The organism is Thermococcus sp. 4557 (genome assembly GCF_000221185.1).
Lineage (GTDB): Archaea > Methanobacteriota_B > Thermococci > Thermococcales > Thermococcaceae > Thermococcus.
This window is the reverse complement of the sequence record NC_015865.1, coordinates 1,179,249-1,200,121: the sequence shown is the minus strand read 5'-3', so window position 1 is coordinate 1,200,121 and position 20,873 is coordinate 1,179,249. Positions and strand designations below refer to the sequence as shown.

The window sequence follows — 20,873 nt, the reverse complement described above, 5'->3', positions numbered from 1 at the left end:
TTCATTTTTTCAGGATCAAACTGTGCCTCCACCGCGTTCCGGCCTTGAACCTAACGTCCCTTACGGAGTAGCCCAGCTCTTCTCCTTTTTCTGCTATAGCATCGATTAGGGGCTTTTTATCGGGAAGGAAGAGTGCTACCTTTCCCCGGGGCTTCAGATATTCCAGGGCCTCCTTGATGAGCCTCACTGAGAAGGCCTCACCGTGTTTCCCACCACCGACCCCTTCCCTCTCCGTCAGAACGCCTTTCGTGGGCCTCTCGTAGTACGGCGGGGCTGAAAAAATCACGTCAAAGCGCTCGCCTTTGGGGATTACTCCCCTGATTATCCCCCCGTCGCTCTTGATGAGCTTAACTCCGGCTCCGTTCTGCTCAATGTTCTTCCTGGCATACTCAAAGAACTCCTCGTCGAGCTCCGTCGCTGTAACGCCGCAGCTGAAAAGCTTCGCCGCCATGAGGGCCATCATGGCGGTGTGACCGGTTCCAATCTCAAGAACCTTCTCTCCCCCGCGCAGAAAGGTTTTCAGGAAGAGGTATCGAGAGACGGGTGTTGTCACGAGCCCACGCGGGTGGTACTCTATCTCCAGCCCAAAGATTGCCTTAGCTATGGCTCTATTGTAGAGTATTCTGGCTTTTCTGTTCGAGAAGTCGAGCCTTCCCCTCTCGTCGAGGTAGTCCTTCAGCTCTGGAAAGAGCTTCACGGCTTCCTTTACAGGCAGTCCCAGCTTTCCGTCCTTCCAGGCTGGCATGAAAAGAGTTGGGGGAGGGGCTTAAAAAGCTCAGCCCCTCGGATCCATCAGCCTGCCCATGAAGAGTATCGCCCCCGTTTCCCTGTCCACTATGAGGAACAGGAACGGGTGGTCTGCCCTGAAGACCTTGTACTCCGGCTCTTCCCCGGGTGCGGAGGCGGCTTCAAGTATAACCGCCGTCGCCGCGGCCGCCTCGGTGCCGTTCTCTGCGACGCTTATGAATGTCTTGTGTATCACGTCGCTTATGAATAGCCTCTCGACATCGGTGATTCCCGAGAAGTTCGCCCCGTCGCTGAAGGCATCCCCCATACCCATGTCGATGAGCGGCATCTTTAACGAGTAGCTCGCCTCGAACCTGAACTTGGGAACCGTCACATCGACGAGCTCCGGCTTCATGCCCTCCCTGAGCTCCCGGATGAACTCCGGCGTGAGCTTCCCCTCGATGCCTGTGGGGGAGTTGTCCCGGGGCAGTATTATCAGCATGCTCAGCCTTCCCCCTTCGTAGGGCATCTCGAGGGCCTGGAGCTCGTCGTTCTCGGTGTAGTTGAAGGTTCCCCTCTGGTGCATCATGGGAACCGTTATCTTTTCGCCCGAGGCGAGGGTGAAGCTCTCGTTGGCAGTATCCCCCGGGTTGAACCTGCTCGACCAGTTGGCCCTGAAGTATATCGCGTTGGTTATCACGAGCCTCGTGTACTCGTTCAATGCCCCCTTTGGAACGAGGTCCTTTATCCTGCCCCTCGTCCGCTCCTCGGCCCAGCTGTTTATCTCCTCCGCCGCCCCGTCCGGGTCCCTAACGAAGTCAACGTTCCTCACGTCTCCCAGGTAGAACTCCCTGATTATCCAGAGGTACCGCTCGTTCACGGGGTAGTCCTTCTGCACCCAGAGCGCGTTGGCGGTGCTGAGGACGTAGGGCCCATTCGATGGATTAAGGGAGAGTATCAGGTATCTGAAGCCCGCCCACCTGGCCTCGTCGTCCCCGGGCAGGTGCAGGACCCTTTCCATCCCCTCCCGCGTGCTCCCGTTCGCCCCCTCGTAGGCCATCGCCAGGGCGACCTCCACGCTGTAGGGCGAGAAGAATACGTTCCCCCCATCCGCGCTCAGCTCGCGGTACAGGTCGAATGTGAAGGCGTTTAAGCCCTCAACGACCGGTCTCTCCTGCCCCTCCTCCAGAACGTCGTACTTGGTCAGCGGGGGAGTGAACGTTTTGCTCGAGGAATCCGGAGAAACCGTTGACGTTCCTTCGTTATTGGCTATGCAGCCGGACGCGACGACCATGAAGATAACGATGGCGGCCAGTATGTACCTCATGCGGTTCACCCTAAGTTATGTTGAGCGGGATGATATAAATGGCTGGCGATGGTTTCAATCGCGTTTGAAACAAAATGGGAAGAAGGGTCAGAGAAGAGCCAGGGCCGCCATGACCTTGGCGTCTTCCACCAGGTTCTTTATCCAGGCGTACTCGTTGGGCTGGTGGGCCATCTCGTCGAGCGTCGCCCAGACGACGGCCGGAATTCCGAGCTTCCTGAAGTATGCCGCGAAGGTTCCGCCGCCTATTCCGCCTACCTTGGCTTCCTTTCCGCGGAGCCTCCTGAGCGCCTCCTGGAGGAGCCTCACTATCTCGCTGTTCGGATCGGTTGGCTCCGGGGCGTCCATGCGCTGGAGAATCTCGAGCTCTATCTCGGGCAGAACCTTTCCATCGAACTCCTTTCTGTACTTCTCCTTGACCTCCTCGGCAAGGGCCTTGGCGTCGGCGAGGATGTCGTCTATGCTGTACCTCGGCAGAATCCTGCAGTCGAAAACCACCTCGTGCTCGCCGGGGGCTATGTTCGGGCTGTCTGCCGGGCCGTGAACCATCGTCGGCTCAAAGGTGCTCTCCGGCGGGTCGAAGAGCTCGTCCCTCTCGCCGTACTTCTCGTGGAGGAATCTGTCGAGGTGGTAGGCGAAGTCGAGGGCCACGCGGTGGGCGTTGAGTCCCTTGTCCGGCATGCTGGCGTGAACCTGCTTGCCCCTGACCTTCACCCTGAGCCAGAGGATGCTCTTCTCGGCCACCTCGATGAAGGTTCCGTCCTCGTTTCCGCCGTCGGGGACGAGAACCAGGTCGTCCTTCCTGAACAGCTCAGGGTGCTCCCTCATGAGCCACTCGACGCCGTACTTGCTGCCGGTCTCCTCGTCGCTGACAAATGCCAGGATGACCGTTCTCTTCGGCCTTATCCCGAGGTTCATCATGGCCTTTACCGCGTAGAGGGAAGCCACAAGGCTCTGCCCGTTGTCCTCGCTTCCCCTGCCGTAGATCTTTCCGTCCTTGACGACCGGCTTGAAGGGCTCGGTGACCGTCCACTTGCTCATGTCCCCGGGCGGAACCACGTCAATGTGGGTGAGGATCCATATCCTCGGGCTCTTCTCGCCGTCCTGGCCGTAGTAGTAGGCGAGAATGCTCGGCCTGACGCCGTTCTTGGCCCTCTCGTCCGGCGCGTTGTAGACCTCGACCTTGTCGAAGGGCCAGTCCTTTATCATCTCGAGCAGCTTCTGGGCCTTGTCGTACTCGCCCTCGTAGCCGTAGTCCGGGCTTATGGCGGGTATCTTGATCAGTTCGACGAGGGCCTTCACCATCTCGTCCTGGAGCTTCTCAATCTCCTGCGAGACCTTCTCAAGGGCTTCGCTCATGGTTATCACCACCTCATCCTAATTCATCCGTTCTTTTAAACTCAATCAAATACCTCTTCGCCAGCTCGAAAAGAAAAGTCACCAGGCGCTCGTAGAGGGGCTCTGCGTCCTCCCCAAAGCGGGCCTTCAGAGCCTTTCCTATCTCCTTCACGGTTCTCCTGCCGTCGCACAGCTCCCACGCGTAGGCTCCTATATCGTCCAGCTCTATCCTCCTGTAGTCCCCGTGGAGCCTCCTGGCCAGAAAGTCCAGCTTCGAGTCCATGGGAATCAGGAGGTAGTATTTCCCCTCTATCTTCCTCAGTTCGACCTTCTCGTTGCGCACTGGCACGAGGTTCATGTACTCTTCCATGCCCATTCCTCCGGCGTTCAAAATTTAAAGGTTGGGAAAGAAAAGAGGGGAAAATCACTTCCTCTTGCCCGTCATGTAGAGCCAGAGCGCTATTCCTGCGAGGAGGATGACTCCAAGGACGTTGCTGCTGAAGCCCGAGCTCGGGGCGACGCCCGCAACGATGAGGGCGGCGAAGAATATACCCATGAGGGCCTCGCCCGCGATGAGTCCCGCGGCGCCGAGGACTCCCGGGTCGGTCGGGTTCTCCCCTTCCTCGTTCCTGGACTTGGTGACGAAGTGCTTGACGAGACCGCCGATGAATATCGGAACGCCGAGGCTGAGCGGCAGGTAGATACCGACCGCGACCGGCATGACCGGGGTCCTGAACTTGGAGCCCTTCATGGCGAGTATCTCGTCGAGGATTATGAGGGCTATGGCTATTCCGGCGCCGATGTAGATCATGTTCCACTCGAGGTTGCCGGTGAAGACACCCTCGGTGACCTTGGCCATGAGGAAGGCCTGCGGGGCGGCGAGGGCGTTCTCCTTCGCCGTCGGGGTTCCCGCTATACCGTAGGCCTGGATGAGGAGGTTGAGCACCGGGGCCATGACGAGGGCGGCGAAGAAGGTTCCTACCATCTCAAAGACCTGCTGCCTCTTTGGCGTAGCTCCGACCATGTAACCGGTGGCGAGGTCCTGCATGGTGTCACCGGCTATGGCGGCCGCGGTACAGATGACCGCCGCGACGAGTATTGTCGCCGCCATGCCCTCCATTCCGCTGAGGCCGAGGGCCTTGAGGGCGAAGGCTGTGAAGAGCAGGCTCATGATGGTGATTCCAGAGACCGGGTTGTTGGATGAACCGACGACACCCGCGAGGTAGCCGGCTATCGAGCTTCCGAGGAAGCCGACTATGAGGAGTATCACCGCCATTATTGCCGCGATTCCGATGGAGCCGATGATGTGGAAGTAGAGCAGGAACAGCGGGATGACGAAGGCCGCTATGAGCATGAGGACGTAGTTGAGCGGAAGGTCCTCTTCGGTCCTGAGTATGGTTTCTCCCGACTGCTTCCTCTTTGCAACCTCAAGGCCGGCCTTGATACCCCTCTTGATCGGGTTCCTGAGCTTGATGAGGCTCCAGAGACCACCGACGACCATCGCGCCGACACCCATGTAGCGGATCTTGGTGCTCCAGATGGTCCAGGCGAGGTCAATCGGGCTGAGGTCGGTGTGGCCCATCTGGCCGGCGTAGAGCGGGATGGCTATGAACCAGGCTATGGCGCCTCCGAGGAAGACGAGGAAGGCTATGTTGAGGCCGACGATGTAGCCAACCGCTATGAGCGCCGCGGAGAGGTCGCTTCCGAAGTAGTAGACGCGGGAGCCGACCATCTTGGCGGCCTCGACGGTTCCCGACCAGAGGCCCGAGCTTCCGAAGAGCTTGAAAAGGCCTCCGAAGATTCCACCGTAGAGTATCGGCTTGGCGTGGCTTCCACCCTTGTCACCGGCTATGAGGACCTCGGCGCAGGCCATACCCTCGGGGTACGGGAGCTTCTCCTCGGCTATGAAGGCCCTCCTGAGGACTATGGTGAAGAGGGCACCGAGGGAACCACCGAGGGCTGCGATTATGGTGACTATATAGTACGGGAAGGTCGTGTAGTAGCCGAGAACGACGAGGGCCGGGAAGGTGAAGATGACTCCCGCCGCCAGCGACTCACCCGCTGAAGCCGCGGTCTGCACCATGTTGTTTTCGAGGATGTTCCTGTCCTTGAACGCAAGGAGTATTGCCATCGATATGACCGCCGCGGGAATACTGGCGCTCACGGTCATACCGGCGTACATTCCGAGGTAGGCGTTTGCCGCGCCCATTATGATCGAAAGGACGATGCCCAAAACAAAAGCCTTGATTGTGTATTCGGGCAGCGATTTCTCGGGTGGTATGTACGGTTTCAGCTCCATATCCGCACCTCCAAACGGTGACGTAGTAGTTGGATACATGAATCGTTAAAAATGTTTTGTTAGGCTTCCAATTTTACAATTATCTGGAAAATTTTTGACTCTACACTGTTCCACTTTGTGATATATTTGTCGGCGAAGGGATGTATTCATTTGACATTATGTTACATGTCATTCATATGAATTTGAAGTTATTTATCTGAGTGTTCATATGTTTCCATCCGTTCGGGGAAAGGGCAATGTCTTATATACTCCCTCCGTGATACCCCTATGTCTGCAGAAGAACACGGGGGTGGAGATTTGATAGAGATAACCTTCCTCGGTAGCGGCGGCGGCAGGTTCATCACCATAACCCAGTTCCGCTCCACCGGCGGCTTCCACATACGCGCCAGCAGGAACATCTACGTTGACCCCGGGCCCGGCGCCCTCGTGCGCTCCTGGCGCTACAAGCTCGACCCCAGAAAGCTCGACGTCATCTTCGTCTCCCACAGGCACGTGGACCACTGCAACGACGTCGAGGTCATGATAGAGGCCATGACGGGCGGCGCACTCAAGAAGAGGGGCGTTCTCATAGCATCCAAGAGCGTCGTCTACGGCGACGAGACCCACACGCCGGCCGTCAGCAAGTACCACCTGGATGTGCTCGAGAGCATACACATCCCGGAGCCGGGAAGCAGGATAGCGATAGGCGACGAGGAGATGGTGATAACCCCGACCCAGCACTCGGACCCGACCACCATCGGCTTCCGCATGAAGAGCTCCCTGGGCGACATCTCGTACATTCCCGACACGGCTTACTTCGACGGCCTCACCGACTGGCACGACGGTTCGAGACTGCTCATCGCGGCGGTCACCAGGCCGAGGGACATGGGCATCCCGTACCACCTGAGCACCGACGACATCGTCATGATGCTCAAGAGGATGCGTGAGAAGCCCGAGGTCCTTGTGATGAGCCATATAGGCATGAAGATGCACTTCGCGAACCCATACAAGGAGGCCAAATACATCGAAACCGTCACGGGCGTCAAGACTTACGTGGCCAAGGAGGGCTTCAAGGTCATGGTGGGGAGGGACGGCATAGCCGTGAGGACCCTGAGGCCGGCGAGGTTTGTCTGAGGGGGTTGTGATGGGCGGAAAGGCCCTGATTCTGGTTTCGATTTTTTCATTCCTGCTCAATCTGTTCTTTGGTGAGTCCTATCTGTCGCTGGACCTCCTGGTTCCGGTGTTCATATACTGGTTCTACCTGAGGGGAACCGGAAAGAGGCCCGGGCCTTGGGTTCTCGTCCGGGATTTGGGGTTAATATTCCTCGCTGGAACGGCCGGCTGGTTGCTTGGGATTATGGTCTAAAAATGGAAAATGTAGCTCAGTCCTTCCTCATGGCTTCCTCTGCGGCCCTCCTGACGGTGCCGTAGGCCAGCCCAAAGAGCTCGTCGCGCCTCTTCTCGCTCGGCGCCTCAACGACGACGCGGATCTTCGGCTCCGTTCCGCTTGGCCTGACCAGAATCCACGAGCCGTCTTTCAGCTGGAAGCGGTAGCCGGAAATCGTGAGAACCTCCTTCACCTCTCCCCGCAGCTTCTCTTCGAGGGCCCGGTAGGCCCTCTCAAGGGTGGCCTTCTTGAACTCGTCCGGGCACTTCACGTTCTTCTTGGTGAGGTAGTATGTCGGTATCTCCTCCCGGATTATCTGGGAGAGCGGTTTTCCGCGCTCGTCTATGAGCTTTATGAGGAGTCCCATGGTCACGAAGCTGTCTATCCATGGTCCGAACTTCGGGTGGACCAGCTTCCATGGCTCGGCGGCGAAGATTGCCCCGTACTTCTTTATCCCATCGTGGGGCTGACCGAGGGGAATCCTTACGACCCTGCCGCCGGCGTTCTCAACGACGTGGTCTATCCTCGAGCCCGTGTCTATGGAAACGACAACCGTTCCCCCTCCGTGCTCCTCCACGTAGAGCTTTGCGAAGAGGGCTATAACGGTGTCCTCATTCACGTACTGGCACTTCTCATCGAAGACCGCTATCCTGTCGGCGTCGCCGTCCTGGGCGACGACGAGGTCAACGCCGAGCTCTCTCGCCAGCTCGCCGAGATAGGCGATGTTCTCGTACCTCGGCTCCGGCTTCCTTCCGGGGAAGTGGCCGTCAACGTGGGCGTTCACGCTTATAACTCTCGCCCCCATCTCGCGGAGCAGATAGGGGGCCAGAACGCTCCCGGCACCGTTGGCGCCGTCGTAGAGGACTTTTAAGTTGGTCTCGTGGTTCACGAAGTCGAGGACGGCCCCTATGTAGTCTTTGGTGATATCGAGGGCTTTTACTGTCTTTATCTCACTCCATGCTGCCTTTCTGAAGTTTCCGGAGAAAACGAGTTCCTCCAGTTCCCTCTCCTGCTCGACGTAGAACTCCGTTCCGTCGCCGTTGAAGACCTTTATCCCGTTGTCCGTCGGTGGATTGTGGCTCGCCGTTATCATGACTCCCCCATCGCCGTGCTCCCGCGTTCCCCACGCTAAAGCGGGCGTTGGTATCAAACCGAAATCAAGAACCTCGGCTCCCGTCGAGAGAAGTCCCGAGATGAGGGCGCTCTGGAGCATTACGCTCGACGTTCTGCCGTCCCTCGCAACCGCCACAGTTTTTCCGTCGATGTACGTGCCAACTGCCTTTCCGAGGTTCATCGCGAGTTCCGGCGTGACCTTCTCCCACAGGGTGCCCCTAATTCCAGCGGTACCGAAGAGCTTCATATCACCACCATGACTACTTGGGAGGCGGTTTAAATACCTTTAGTGGAGTATATCGCCAGTCCCCTGAAGTTGGTGAGCCTCATCGTCCTCGGCATGGTGTCCCCCGTGAGCGGGAGGATGTAAACGGAGACGTGGAGTTTCCGCCCGAGCCTCAGGATCGGCCGCACTATCTCCGGAGTTGGCCTCACGGAGTAAAGCGCCGCGACCCCCTCGTAGAGCTCCACCTTTGGGCTGAAGAGGTCGTCCCTGACGGCGTTCAGGCCGAGCTCCGCCGCCCTCTCGACGGACGCCGGATTCCAGTCAACGGCCAGAACGTCGTAGCCCAGCTCCTTGAGTCTGAGCGCCACTTTGAACTGGAAGCCTATCCCAAGCTCGGCTATCCTGCCCTTCGGCACCTCCCTGGCCAGAAAATCGGCGAAGTCCTCTATGCTCATGGAAGAAAATGGGAAGGGGGATTTAAAAAGCTTCAGAATACGGCCTTTCCGCTTCCCTTCTCGAAGACGTGGACCTTGCGCATGTCGAAGACCACGTCGACCTCCTGGCCCTCCACGACCCTGGACTCCGAGCGGAAGGCGCCGAGGAAGTTTATGTCGCCGATCCTCAGGTGGACTATCTTCTCGTTTCCTAGGTTCTCTATGATATCCACCATTGCCCGCGCCATGTTCTCGCCCGGTATCTTCACCTGGGCGAACATGGCGTCATAGAGGTCCTCCGGGCGGATTCCAAAGATAACCTCCTTTCCGAGGAGCCCCCTGTCCCTCAGAACCTCCACCTGGTCGGGGAGGAGCTTCAGTCTGAACTCGCCGAAGTCAGCGAAACCGTCCTCGGTTACGGTGGCATCGATGAAGTTCATCGGAGGGGCCCCGATGAAGCCCGCGACGAAGGTGTTGGCGGGCCTGTTGTAGACCTCGTCTGGGGTTCCGACCTGTTGGAGCACGCCCTGGTTGATGACCGCTATCCTGTCGCCCATCGTCATTGCCTCCACCTGGTCGTGGGTGACGTAGATGGTGGTGACCCCGAGCTGCTTCTGGAGCCTCTTCAGTTCGGCGCGCATCTTGACACGGAGCTTGGCGTCGAGGTTGCTCAGCGGCTCGTCCATCAGGAAGACGTGCGGCTTTCTCACTATGGCCCTTCCGAGAGCAACACGCTGTCTCTGGCCTCCAGAGAGCTCTCTCGGCTTCCTCTTCAGGAATTCGGTGAGGCCCAGCATCTCGGCGACTTCTCTAACGCGCTGGTCAATCTCCTGCTTCGGCACCTTCCTGAGCTTGAGGGGAAACGCTATGTTGTCGTAGACCGTCATGTGTGGATAGAGGGCGTAGCTCTGGAAGACCATGGCTATGTCTCTATCCTTGGGCGGGACGAAGACACCCTTCTCTGGGTCCGCTACGAGCGTGTCCCCTATGTACACCTGTCCCCTGCTTGGCTCCTCCAGTCCCGCTATCATCCTCAGCGTCGTCGTCTTTCCGCAGCCGCTCGGGCCGAGGAGTATCATGAACTCTCCATCCTTGACCTCGAGGTTCATGTCTTTGACGGCGGTGAACTCTCCAAACTGCTTCCAGACGTTGATGAGCTTGACTTCAGCCATGCTATCACCTCAAAAATTTGAAATTAAAGGTCAGCGCCGCCTCCTGATGAGGAGCGGCAGCAGGGCGAGTCCCACAAGGACGGCGGGGCCGCAGATTCCGCCTCCACCGCCGGTGGTGGTTGTGGTGGGGCTTGATGTGGTAGTGGGGCTCGTGCTCGGGCCGGTGGTAGTTGTTGGGGTCGTTGTGGTCTGGCTTGGGGAGCTCGTCGTGGAGGAGGTGCTTGAACTGCTCGTCTCGCTGGTAGTGGTGGTCTCGGTCGGGGTCGGCTCCTCCCCGCCGCTGCCCTCCACGAGGGGTATCATGAGGATGGTGGCGAGCTTCATGTCGTTTGCGTCGTAGCTGCTCAGCTGCTCTTCCTGGGTCGGACTGAAGTCCGCCGGGACGAGTTCGTCCATGACGCGCGGGGCTACACCGTTGATAACCGCGTCTGCCTCCGCCCCTCCGAGCTTCCACTGCTCCGCCTCAACGGCCACTGGCCTCCACTTGTCAGGGCCGTAGCCGTCTTGGGAGCCGGTGATGACTGCCGCATAGAGCCCGTAATCTCCAACGTTCGGCAGGTACTTCTTCGGAACCTTGACTGTTATGGCGTTCTTGACGGGGTCGGCTGAAATCTGCATCTCGCCCTGGTAAACGGTTCCGTTCGGGAGGATGATGAGGTTTCCGTAGTCCCATCCCGCGATTCTGAGGGCCACGTCCCACGGGTGGCGCGGGTCGAGCTGGACGTTGCTTCCGGGTCCGTCCGGGAACATCTTTATCGCCGAGACGTTTCCGCCGTCCTTGAAGTCGAAGTACGCTTCGATTATCTGGAGGCTGAAGCCGTTTGGACCGTTCCACGGGTTGCCCCCGAGGTCCCTGAAGTAGAATTCGAGGGTCCAGTCATCGCTGCCCTCCGTCATCTTGAACTTGAGGAGATCGAAGACTCCCGGCTTGAAGACCGCGTCCGTTGGGTAGACGTAGCTTCCTGGGCCGTGGTCGTCACCCTCGGGGTCGGTCACAACGATGCCCTGCTTGAGGAGCGGAATGGCCCTGACGGTGGCGAGCTTCATGTCGTTTGCGTCGTAGCTGCTCAGCTGCTCTTCCTGGGTCGGTTCAAAGCCCTGCGGAACCAGCTCATCAAGGACGCGTGGAGCTACGCCGTTTATGACTGCCTGCGGGTCTGCGCCGCCGAGCTTCCACTGCTCCGCATCCACTGCCACCGGTCTCCACTTGTCCGGCCCGTAGCCGTCCTGCGAACCGACGAGGACGTCTCCCCAGAGGCCGTAGTCCTCGTTTATGGCGATGTACTTCTTCGGGACTTTCACTATCACCGCGTTCTTGACCGGGTCGGCTGATATCTGCATCTCACCCTGAATTGCGGTTCCGTTCGGAAGGATGATGAGATTACCGTAGTCCCATCCGGCAATCCTGAAGGCGACGTCCCAGGGATGGTTCGGGTCGAGCTGGACGTTGGTTCCCGGCCCATCTGGGAACATCTTTATGGCGCTGCTGTTGCCGCCGTCCTTGAAGTCCAGATAGACCTCGATTATCTGGAGGCTGAAGCCGTTCGGTCCGTTCCATGGGTTGCCCCCGAGGTCCCTGAAGTAGAACTCCATCACGTAGCTCTCCGTCTGCTCGAGCATCCTGAAGCGGAGGAGGTCAAAGGCTCCCTCGGCGAAGACCCCGTCCGTTGGGTAGACGTAGCTTCCCGGCCCGTGGTCGTCTCCCTCCGGGTCGGCGATGTCCGCTATCGTGACTCCCTTAACCTCGGTGGGGAGCTTGAGCTCGATGGGGGTGGTTATTATCTCAAGGTTTCCGTCTTTGGCGGTCGAGACCGCGAAGTAGAAATCGCTCGGGTTCTTGAGGTAATCGAAGGGCACGATGACTTCCACTCCGTCGCTCGTCTGCTCAACGGTCGCGTCTCCAAGCTTCTCGCTCTTCTCGTAGTCGGTGGTGCCGTATATCTCGGCCTTTCCGTTCTCGTACACGACGTGCTTGGTTATGAGGAGACCAACGCTGTCCGCTGAGAACGGGAACATCGAGTACCTGAGCTCGGTCGGCCTCTCCTGGAGGAGTGTGAACGTGTTGCCGACGCGCTCATCCTTCTCCCAGATGCTCACCTCGAACCTGTCCAGGTTCCCCCTCACTACGAAGTGGAGCCCATCGCCGTCGAAATAGACGCTGACGCCGTTTGCCAGCGGGGACATGCTCGAATAGTTCTTCATCTCGCCCTCCTTGAGGCCGTCGAGGGCCCTGGTGACGTAGGGCTCGCCGTCCGGGAAGTAGTTTCCGAAGAGGTAGCTCGGCGGCTCGACTCCGGCCAGCCTGTACATCTCGTAGAGGTACGTCTTCAGGTAGCGGTCAAAGGTGTAGTCCTGACCGCTGTTCTGGTCGCTTCCGTACCACCAAAACCAGTCGCTCGCCTCGGCGCGGAGCAGGTACTCGTGGGCCTTCTCCCAGTTCGCCTGGCTCATTTTATCCTTGTTCTCCATAAGGGCCTTCCTGGCCATGTAGAGCCAGTACCAGCCGTAGTTCTCCTGGGGCTCGCCTATCCACGTGGAGATTGTTCCGTCTATCCAGCTGCTCTCCGGCCACTGCATCTCCTCCTTAACGCCCACGGTGTCGTAGAGGTCGCCGAGGCTCTGGGCCTTGAGGAGGGCGTTAACGTTGTTCCCGGTGAGGTCGAGGCGCTCCATCATCCTGGGGGTGAGCCTGTTGGCCTGGTCGCCGTAGAGCTGGATGTACTCGCTCGGTGTGAGGGTTCTTATGAGCCCCTGCTCCTGGAGCTCGGTGAGTTTCCTGTACAGCTCGGTGAGGAAGAGCTTGCCGTCGTAGGGGTAGTTCTCCCACGGGTTCTCGCCGTCGAGCGTGACCACGTAAACGAGGCTGCCATCGTAGTTCTCCTTCTGGAGCTTGAGGAGCTCGTTCACGAAGTCATCAACGGCCTGGTACTGGTTCATTCCACCGTAGGTGAAACCAACACGGTCGCTGAGGGCGTGGTCGCGCGGGAAGAGGTATATCTTCTTTCCGTTGAACTCGGCCACCCAGGGCTTGTGGTAGTTCTCGACCGTCTTCTCGACGCCGAGCCTGTCGAGGACGAGCTGGTCAGTCATGACCCAGGTCCAGCCGTTCTCGGCGAGGGTTTCCAGAGTTTTGTCGTTGAGGGCACTCTCGGCGGCCCAGCCTCCAACCGGGACGGCGGTTCCGTTTCCAAGGTACTGCTTGTACAGCTCGTCCGCCCTCTTCACCTGGTCGTCGAAGTCACCCTCCCAGCCGAAGTCGTTGAGTATCGGGCCTATCGGGTGGGCGTAGGGAACGACCGTGACCTCGACGTTGCCGTTGCCGAGGAGGAGGTTTATCTTCTCGTGCTCCTCGAAGGTGTGGTTGAGGAGCCAGAGCTGGGCGTCGAGAACGGTTTTAACGTCCTCCCTGGTGTAGCCGCCCTCGTCGACCTTGTCGTAGAGAGCCTTGAGTTCAGGCGTGTCCATTATGTACTTGTAGTCGGTCCAGGCGAGGTTGAAGAGAACCGCGAGGTCGATGTAGTCCTGCTCGGTGAACTCGTTCGTCACAGCGGCCTTCTGCTCCTCGAGCGGCAGGTTGGCGTACTTGGCCTTTGCGGCCATCATCTTGTCCTTCAGCTCGGTGTAGCGGTCCCAGAAGTCCCTTATCGGGTTGCCGTTGGGGTCGGTTATCGGCTCACCGTTCCAGGGGATGGTGTGGTCGAAGAACCCTCCCGGCGCCTGGAGCATGAACCACTTCTCATCGACGGTGAGGGGTTCGCCGCTGGCTATCTTCTCAGTAATTATCTGGTAGGTGTCCTTCTTCCCGTTCATGTAGTCGGCGAGCTGGGCTATGAGCGAGCCCGACAGGTCAATCGTGACGTGAACGTCCGGATACTGGCTCAGGTAATAGGCCATCTTCCAGTAGTTGTTCGCCGCGTGGAGCCTGACCCAGGGCCTGGTATAGACGTCCTGGACCGGGTCGTAGTAGTAGGGCTGGTGCTGGTGCCAGACTATTATGACGTTGAGCGGCTTCGGCTCGGCCGCTCCGACCGTTTTCACGTTTGCTCCAATCAGACTCCCAACCATCAAAAAGGCAAGGAGTAGGGCAACCACCCGCTTCATGTTATCACCTCATTCCTTGAGACCTCCAACTGTAAGACCGCTCCTTATGTAGTTCTGGGCGAGCATGAACATCACGAACACCGGCAGGGCGAACAGCAGCGCGGCAGCCGCGAAGTAGCTCCAGTCTATTCCCCTGCCTATGCCGCCCAGGAGAAGGTATATCCACACCGACAGTGGCTGGTGCGACTCGGTCAGCAGCAGGCTTGCTAGGATGAACTCCGTCCAGCCGCCTATGAAGGCGAATATCGACACGGTCGCTATTCCCGGCAGCGCCATCGGGAGGAGCACGTGCCTGATTATCTGGAGGTAGCTCGCGCCGTCCACCAGGGCGGCCTCGTCGAAGTCGGGGCTTATGGAGTCTATGTATCCCTTGAGCAGCCAGGTGTTGAAGGGAACGCTTCCCGCGGCGTAGATGAAGGACAGCACCGGCAGCTTGTCGTAGAGGCCCAGCTTGACTATCATACCGTAGAGGGCTATAAGGCCCGCTATTCCGAGACCGCCCGCCACCTGCGTGAACATCAGGTAGAAGTAGAGCACGTGCTCCCTGCCGAAGAACTTCATGCGCGAGAATGCGTAGGCGGCCGGGACGACGAACACAAGCGTCAGCAGCACCGTTATTGTGGCTATGATGAGGCTGTTCTTGAGGTAGCCGAAGAACTTCGAGTTGACGAACTTCCCGATTCTCGTGAACCTGACGGTTCCGCTGTTCCTGGCAACGACGTACTTCTCCATCGGGCCCGAGACGTGGGTGCCCTCGATGGTTCCGTCCTTCAGCTCGATGTTCCTTATTATCGCGAAGCCCACAGTGCCGTCGTCGTTCATCCTCGTGAGGATGAAGAGTCCCTTGACATCTCCCTTCAGCTGTCCCTGGGCGTTGACGTCCGTTGAAATATCGAAAACCAGGTTTTTCACTGGAATCTCAAACACCAGTCCCGTGAATGGCCCGTATTTGACCTCACCCTTTATCGTCCCTTCCAGCAGGTACAGCCTGCCGTCCTGGACGTGGGCGCTTCCCTCGATGGTTCCCGTGAAGTTCTCCGAGAGTTTGCTTCCAGAGAATCCAAAGAGCACCTCCCTGTACGAGTCGAGGCTGACGTTTCTGGGGATGATGTGGAACTCCGTGGTTGCGAGCGTTGAGCCCGGGCTTATTGAGACGACGAAGATGTAGTAGACCGGGAAGAGTATGATGAACATGACGAAGATGGCCAGCAGGGTCAGGACAAAGCTCCTGACGACCTCCCCTTTGCGCCTTCCCATCATCCCTTGGCACCCTCCTGGAGTTTGGTTATCCTGACGTTAACGTACATGTACACGGCAAGCACGAGCGTGGCGATTATCATTATCGCCGCGGCCCTTCCGTAGTGGGGGCTGGCTCCGAAGGCCTTTCTGAAACCGTAGAGCAGTATGAACTTGTCCTCGAACAGGCCCGCATTGTAGATGTAGGGCACCATGAAGTACTGGAAGCTCGCCGCGCTGGTGAGTATGGTGGCGAATGCTATCGGTTTGCCGACTATCGGGAGGACAACGTGCCTTATCCTCTGCCAGTAGTTGGCCCCGTCTATTATCGCCGCCTCAACGAGCGTGTCAGGCACGGACTGGAGCGCCGCCGTGATGACGGTTATCATGAACGGGTACGCGAGCCAGGCCTCGATTACGTTGAGTGCGAGAAAGGCCCACATCGGGTCGTTAATCCAGTTGGGAAGGTTTTGAACCCCCAGGGATTTGAGCATCTGGTTTATCGGCCCGAATATCGGGTCGAACATGAACTTCCAGACGGTAACGGAGAAGAGCAGCGGCAGCGCCCAGGGAATTATGAGAAGGGAGCGGTAGATCATTTTTCCCTTGACGTACCTGCTGTTGTAGAGCAGGCTGAGGACGATTCCCGCGAGAACCTTCAGGGTGACGCTGGTCACCACGAATATCCACGTCCACAGGAAGGCGCTCCTGAATGTTTCGTCGCCAAGTATCCAGCGGAAGTTCTCCAGACCAACGAACTGAAGCTGCGGGGCATCAGGGGCCTGAACCGGGAAGTTGCCTAGCTGGGCGTTGGTGAAGGCCAGGTATATCGAGTAAATTATTGGCCACAGGTTGAAAAACAGGAACGCTGCCATCCCAGGCAGGATTAGGAACAGAGCAATGGTCGTGGTCTTTTTCATTCCAATCCCTCCAAAAAGGTATGAAAAAGGAGAAAGGCTTCAGCCGTTCATGTTGTCGAGTATCTGCTGCTGGTACTTCTCGAGTATGGCCTTTATGTCGGCGTTCTCCGGGTCCTGGAGTATCTCGTTGATGGCTCCGTCAGCGCCACCCCAGACGGCGCCCATCTTCGGGCTCTTGGGCATCAGGTACGCGTGCTGAACGGCCTGGCCAAAGCCGTAGATGACCGGGTCGTTCTTGATGTCCGGGTCGTTGAGCACCGGTGTGAGAACCGGGATGTAGCCGAGCTGGAGTGAGAGCTCCTTGATGACGTCCGGACTGGTGGTGAACCACTTGACGAACTTCCAGGCGGCCTCCTTGTTCTTTATGCCCGCCGCGAAGTAGATGTCCTTAACTCCACCGTAGGGCCTCGGCCAGTACTCCTTGCCGTCCTTGGTTATCGGTGGGAGCGGGACGACGCCGAAGTCTATGCCCGCCTTCTTGACGTCGCTTATGCTCCACGGGCCGTTTATCATCATCGGGGCACGGCCCTCAAGGAATATGCTCTGCTGGGTTCCGTAGTCCGCGGTCGGAGCCATGTACGGCCAGATGTTCTGGAAGAAGAACTCGAAGCCCTCTATCGTCTCGGGCTGGTCGAGGCCGGGCATCTCGCTCTGGTCGTCGAAGTAGTAGCCACCGAAGGCCTGGGCCCAGGCCGAGAGGAAGTAGGCGTTGAGCGGATACGCTATTCCGTACTTCTCGTTGTCGGGGTCATAGTACTGCTCCATTATCGCCTTCATCTCGTCGAAGGTCTTGGGCGGCTCGCTCACCATGTCCTTGTTGTATATGAGGGCAACGGTCTCGGCCGCGAAGGGCATCGCGTAGTAGTGCCCCTTGTACTGCATGGCCTCCTGGGCCATCGGGGCGAATCCGTTGAGGACGTCATCGGTGACGTAGTCATCAATCGGCTCGAGCATTCCTGCCTCGGCGAACTTTCCAATCCAGTCGTGAGCCCAGATGAAGAGGTCCGGCCCCTGGCCGGTGGGTATGGCGGCCTTGAGGGCGCTCTCAAGGTCAGGCTTCTGCTCAAAGGTTATGGTGACGCCGGGGCACATGGCCATGTACTCCTCGGCGAGGCTCTGGAAGACCTCGAGCTCGTTGGGCTGCATGGCGTGCCATATGACGACCTCCCCGCTTCCGCACTCCGTCTCGGGCGGGGTAGTGGTGGTCTCAGTGGGGCTCGGGCTGGAGGTGGTTGAACTCGGTGAGCTCGTGGTGGTCTCGGTTGGGCTGGGGGAGCTGGTCGTTGAACTCGTGCTCTCCCCTCCTCCGCTTATACAGCCGCTGGCCACAACGCTAAGAACCAAAACCCCCACCAAAAGCAGGGCAAACAGTCCTTTCTTCATATCTTTATCACCCGCCTTGATTTTGGGTGATATAGTATCATCGACGGTGATATATATATCTTGCGCTTCTTTGATCAGAGTTGTTGGCCGTGCACATAGTTATTCCCCTATGAAAAGAGTGGGCCACAGGGGACGGGAAGGGGCCGGCCGTCTGCCCCTCCATTCATCCCCCTGGAGAAGACGTCATGATGCCGTCACATGGAAGGTGCAGTCCTCAGGTTCCATCGAGTATCTGATCTCTACCCTTACCCTTTCGTCCCCGAGGACCCTCTCGTATATCATCGTGCGTCCCTGGAACCTCACGGGCACGAACTCGCCGAGCTGGAGCGCTCTGCTTCCTCTCCTGAGCCGTATCAGTCGTTTCGTGGTTTCGAAAATCTCAGTGTCCCACTTCCCCCGGTCCCATACCATGGATGTCCTCCCGGCACTCAGACCGCCGTCCAGCCGGCCCCTGAGTCCGATTTCATCGCCGTAGAATATCGAGGGAATCCCCTTGTAGGTCATCAGGAAAGCGAGGGCGCAGAGGTATCTCCTCTTGTCCCCCACGAGGTCGAGGAAGCGTTCGGTGTCGTGGTTGTCGAGGAAGTTGTACATCGCGTACTCCGCGGGGCCCAGATGGGCGCTCAGCAACTCCAGGCCGTTGAGGAACTCCCCCGCGTCGATTTCACCCTTCACAAAGAACCTGAGAATGAGCTCGTAGAGGGGGTAGTTCATGGTACCGTGGAAGGCATCGAAGACCCAGAGTCGGGGATCGTCCATGACCTCCCCCATGAGGTACGCCCCCTCCGGCATGGCCTTCCGCATCTCCCCCCAGAGTTCGGGCGGAACACCGTGGGCGACGTCCAGCCGCCAGCCGTCCGCTCCCCTCTCGAGCCAGTACTCCATTACCTCCCGGATGAACTTCCTTACCTCCGGGCTGTCGTGGTTGAGCCTCGGCATCAGCCACACCGAGTAGAAGCTCTCGTAGTTCCAGTCCAGGGATTTTATCAGGTGGTATCTCTCAATCCACGGCCCTTCCGAATGCAGAACCCTCAGGAACTGCTCGGGAACAACGGGAAAGCCGGTTATGCGGTAGAATCCCCGGTACTCACTTCCTTCTCCCTTTCTCACCACGTCCTGGAAGTATGGGTGGAAGAAGCTCGTGTGGTGGAAAACCCCGTCGAGGATCAGCCTGATGTCCCGCTTTTTGAGTTCTTTCACAAACTCCCCGAAGACTCCCCCTCCCCCGAGCTTTCTGTCGATACTGAAGTAGTCGGTGACGTCGTAGCGGTGGTACGTCATGGACTCGAATATCGGGGTGAGGTAGAGTGCGTTTACGCCGAGTTCTTCGAGGTGTTCCAGCCTCTTTATTATTCCGGCCAAATTGCCGCCGTGGAACTCCTCGCCCCGGAATGCCCTTCCCCTGGGCGTCCCAGGCAGGCCTCTCTCGAACCTGTCAGGCATTATCTGGTAGAAAACCCTCCCGTAAACCCATAGCGGAGTTTCCGGGCGGTATGGAACGGCCCTGAATGGCCCCAATTCCTTTATCATGCCTTTCCGCGTTCGAACCTCGAAGGAGTACTCCAGTTCACCGTCCCCGGGCAGGACTGCCTCGAAATACTCGAAGGGTTCATCCCGCGCTTTTTTCCTCATCTCAACCATGCCCTCGCTTTCCGGACGGACGAGGGCCGCCTTGGCGACTGTTCCCGCTTTCGCCCTCAGGAGAACGTGGGTTCTCCCGGCAACGGTATAGAGATAGGTCGCGCTCGGCGCGTGAAAGGGCCCGTCCCCGCCGTCGATAACCGCGACGCTCGTTTCCCTTTCGAATTTGTACGAGAGCCTCCTGTAGACCTCCCGTCGGGGGTTTTCGGGGTCGGGGGTAAACTCGCCGTCGATGGAGAACGCGTAGTGCCAGACTCCCTCCGGCAGCTTCACAACCGTCCTCCAGCGGCCCTTTTTCCTCCTCATTCGGAAGGAGCCTTCGTTGAACGCGTTGAAGCTCCCCAGCAGGTACGCGTACCTGTTCCCTGGTTCCGCTGGAATCGAGAACTCGACGACCGCGACCCTTCCGAATTTCTGGTCCGGTTCGAACCCGAAAATTTTATACACTTTCCTCACCCAAGATATCACCAGTGATGAATAAACTATCGCGAGTGAAACTTAAAAGATTGGAGGTCTCGGTATGAACGAAGAGGAAATAGTTGAAAAGCTTCAGAAGCTCGGTCTCACGAAGTACGAGAGCCTCGCTTACATAACGCTCCTCAAACTCGGCCCGAGCAAGGCTACGGACATAACGAAGGAGAGCGGTATTCCCCACACAAGGGTTTATGACGTCCTCAGTTCCCTCCACAGGAAGGGGTTTGTTGACGTCATGCAGGGCTCCCCTCGCCTGTACAAGCCAGTCAACCCCGAGGTTGTTCTGGAGAAAATAAAGGAGGACTTCATAGAGGACGTTGAGAACCTCAAGGTTGCGTTTCTCGAACTCTACCGTGAGGTTCACGGCGAGGATCTGCCCGAGATATGGACCATCCAGGGCTTTGAGAACACCGTTGAGCGCGCGGAGTACGTGATAAGGACCGCCAAGCACGAGGTTCTGATAAACACCCCCTTTGAGTTCCTCAAGCTGCTCAAAAGCGAGATACGCGCGAGGAAGGACATAGTCTTCGTCATAATCAGCAACTTCGATGAGATACCCGACTGGCTCAAGGGGAACAACATAATCCTCGCGAGGAGCGGGGGCGCCCCCTGGCTCATGGCCAGCTGGATAATCGGCGACATCGACTACGCCCTGTTCTTCGGTGCCCTCCCGAAGGACAAGCGCCGCGAGAAGTTCTACTCCTTCTGGGCCAAGAGCCCCAAGATAATCCAGAACTACATGCACTGGTTCTACACCATCTACCTCGACAACAGCGAAATAATCAAGCCCCTCAACTACGCCGCGGCACCGAAGCCCCTCTCCCTCGTCAACATCAGGACGCTCATAACCGTCCTCAAGTACGTCGAGCTGCCGAGGAAGATCGAGGTCATCGGGAGGCTCGTTGACACGAAGGAGCCGGTGACCCTGGACGGGGAGATAACCGAATACGAGTACACCCCGCTCACCGCCAACATAACCGTGAATGCCGATGGAAAGGAGTGGAAGATCGGCGGCATCGGCAGCTACTTCGAGGACGTCGAGGGCGAGAAGTTCATCCTCCTCGATTGAGCGCCTCTTTTTCCTTCTTCATCTTCAATCCACTGGTTCATCAGGTAGGTG

General features: G+C 58.2%; 16 protein-coding genes. 3 read left to right on the top strand and 13 right to left on the bottom strand.

All coding sequences use genetic code 11. The features are described 5' to 3' along the window. Window position 1: 1 nt before the first annotated feature. From GQS_RS06300 to GQS_RS06280, 5 genes are all read right to left on the bottom strand, one after another. On the bottom strand, window positions 2–745 hold the full coding sequence (locus GQS_RS06300) for an RlmF-related methyltransferase (RefSeq protein WP_014012835.1): 744 nt from the start codon (window positions 743–745) through the stop codon (window positions 2–4). 30 nt (window positions 746–775) lie between these two features. Beyond that, window positions 776–2,053 carry a serpin family protein gene (locus GQS_RS06295; RefSeq protein WP_014012834.1) on the bottom strand — a complete coding sequence of 426 codons (1,278 nt, stop codon included), beginning with the start codon at window positions 2,051–2,053 and terminating at the stop codon, window positions 776–778. An 87-nt stretch (window positions 2,054–2,140) separates the two neighbouring features. Beyond that, a complete protein-coding gene (locus GQS_RS06290) occupies window positions 2,141–3,409 on the bottom strand; it encodes a M20 family metallo-hydrolase (protein ID WP_014012833.1) in 1,269 nt (422 codons plus the stop codon). 13 nt (window positions 3,410–3,422) lie between these two features. Next, window positions 3,423–3,758: a PqqD family protein gene (locus GQS_RS06285; RefSeq protein WP_014012832.1), complete on the bottom strand. Its 336-nt coding sequence runs from the start codon at window positions 3,756–3,758 to the stop codon at window positions 3,423–3,425. Between the two features lie 54 nt (window positions 3,759–3,812). Beyond that, on the bottom strand, window positions 3,813–5,687 hold the full coding sequence (locus GQS_RS06280) for an OPT family oligopeptide transporter (protein ID WP_014012831.1): 1,875 nt from the start codon (window positions 5,685–5,687) through the stop codon (window positions 3,813–3,815). A 297-nt stretch (window positions 5,688–5,984) separates the two neighbouring features. On the opposite strand from GQS_RS06280, the gene GQS_RS06275 reads away from it, so the two are divergent. Next, complete coding sequence (locus tag GQS_RS06275; RefSeq protein WP_014012830.1) at window positions 5,985–6,800, top strand: MBL fold metallo-hydrolase; 816 nt, start codon at window positions 5,985–5,987, stop codon at window positions 6,798–6,800. Window positions 6,801–6,810: 10 nt separating this feature from the next. Continuing rightward, window positions 6,811–7,032 (top strand): hypothetical protein, encoded by a 222-nt coding sequence (locus tag GQS_RS06270; RefSeq protein WP_014012829.1) that lies wholly within the window; start codon window positions 6,811–6,813, stop codon window positions 7,030–7,032. Window positions 7,033–7,048: 16 nt separating this feature from the next. Here GQS_RS06270 and glmM read toward each other — a convergent pair whose 3' ends face one another. The 8 genes from glmM to GQS_RS06230 form a co-directional block, all read right to left on the bottom strand. Continuing rightward, a complete protein-coding gene (gene glmM, locus GQS_RS06265) occupies window positions 7,049–8,413 on the bottom strand; it encodes a phosphoglucosamine mutase (protein ID WP_014012828.1) in 1,365 nt (454 codons plus the stop codon). A gap of 29 nt (window positions 8,414–8,442) precedes the next feature. Then, the gene (locus tag GQS_RS06260) at window positions 8,443–8,847 is read right to left on the bottom strand and encodes a UPF0146 family protein (protein WP_014012827.1); all 405 of its coding nucleotides are present in this window, start codon (window positions 8,845–8,847) and stop codon (window positions 8,443–8,445) included. A gap of 32 nt (window positions 8,848–8,879) precedes the next feature. After that, window positions 8,880–9,998: an ABC transporter ATP-binding protein gene (locus GQS_RS06255; protein ID WP_014012826.1), complete on the bottom strand. Its 1,119-nt coding sequence runs from the start codon at window positions 9,996–9,998 to the stop codon at window positions 8,880–8,882. Window positions 9,999–10,028: 30 nt separating this feature from the next. Next, a complete protein-coding gene (locus GQS_RS06250) occupies window positions 10,029–14,099 on the bottom strand; it encodes a glucodextranase DOMON-like domain-containing protein (RefSeq protein ID WP_014012825.1) in 4,071 nt (1,356 codons plus the stop codon). A gap of 9 nt (window positions 14,100–14,108) precedes the next feature. Continuing rightward, the gene (locus tag GQS_RS06245; protein ID WP_014012824.1) at window positions 14,109–15,359 is read right to left on the bottom strand and encodes an ABC transporter permease subunit; all 1,251 of its coding nucleotides are present in this window, start codon (window positions 15,357–15,359) and stop codon (window positions 14,109–14,111) included. Further along, on the bottom strand, window positions 15,356–16,255 hold the full coding sequence (locus GQS_RS06240; RefSeq protein ID WP_014012823.1) for a carbohydrate ABC transporter permease: 900 nt from the start codon (window positions 16,253–16,255) through the stop codon (window positions 15,356–15,358). The genes GQS_RS06245 and GQS_RS06240 overlap by 4 nt, the downstream gene beginning before the upstream one ends. A 39-nt stretch (window positions 16,256–16,294) precedes the next feature. Beyond that, window positions 16,295–17,638 (bottom strand): extracellular solute-binding protein, encoded by a 1,344-nt coding sequence (locus GQS_RS06235; RefSeq protein WP_014012822.1) that lies wholly within the window; start codon window positions 17,636–17,638, stop codon window positions 16,295–16,297. Between the two features lie 183 nt (window positions 17,639–17,821). After that, the gene (locus tag GQS_RS06230; protein ID WP_048056644.1) at window positions 17,822–19,726 is read right to left on the bottom strand and encodes an alpha amylase N-terminal ig-like domain-containing protein; all 1,905 of its coding nucleotides are present in this window, start codon (window positions 19,724–19,726) and stop codon (window positions 17,822–17,824) included. A gap of 73 nt (window positions 19,727–19,799) precedes the next feature. Here GQS_RS06230 and trmBL1 point away from each other — a divergent pair, with 73 nt between their 5' ends. Beyond that, complete coding sequence (trmBL1, locus tag GQS_RS06225) at window positions 19,800–20,822, top strand: HTH-type sugar sensing transcriptional regulator TrmBL1 (RefSeq protein WP_014012820.1); 1,023 nt, start codon at window positions 19,800–19,802, stop codon at window positions 20,820–20,822. The last annotated feature ends 51 nt before the right edge of the window (window positions 20,823–20,873 follow it).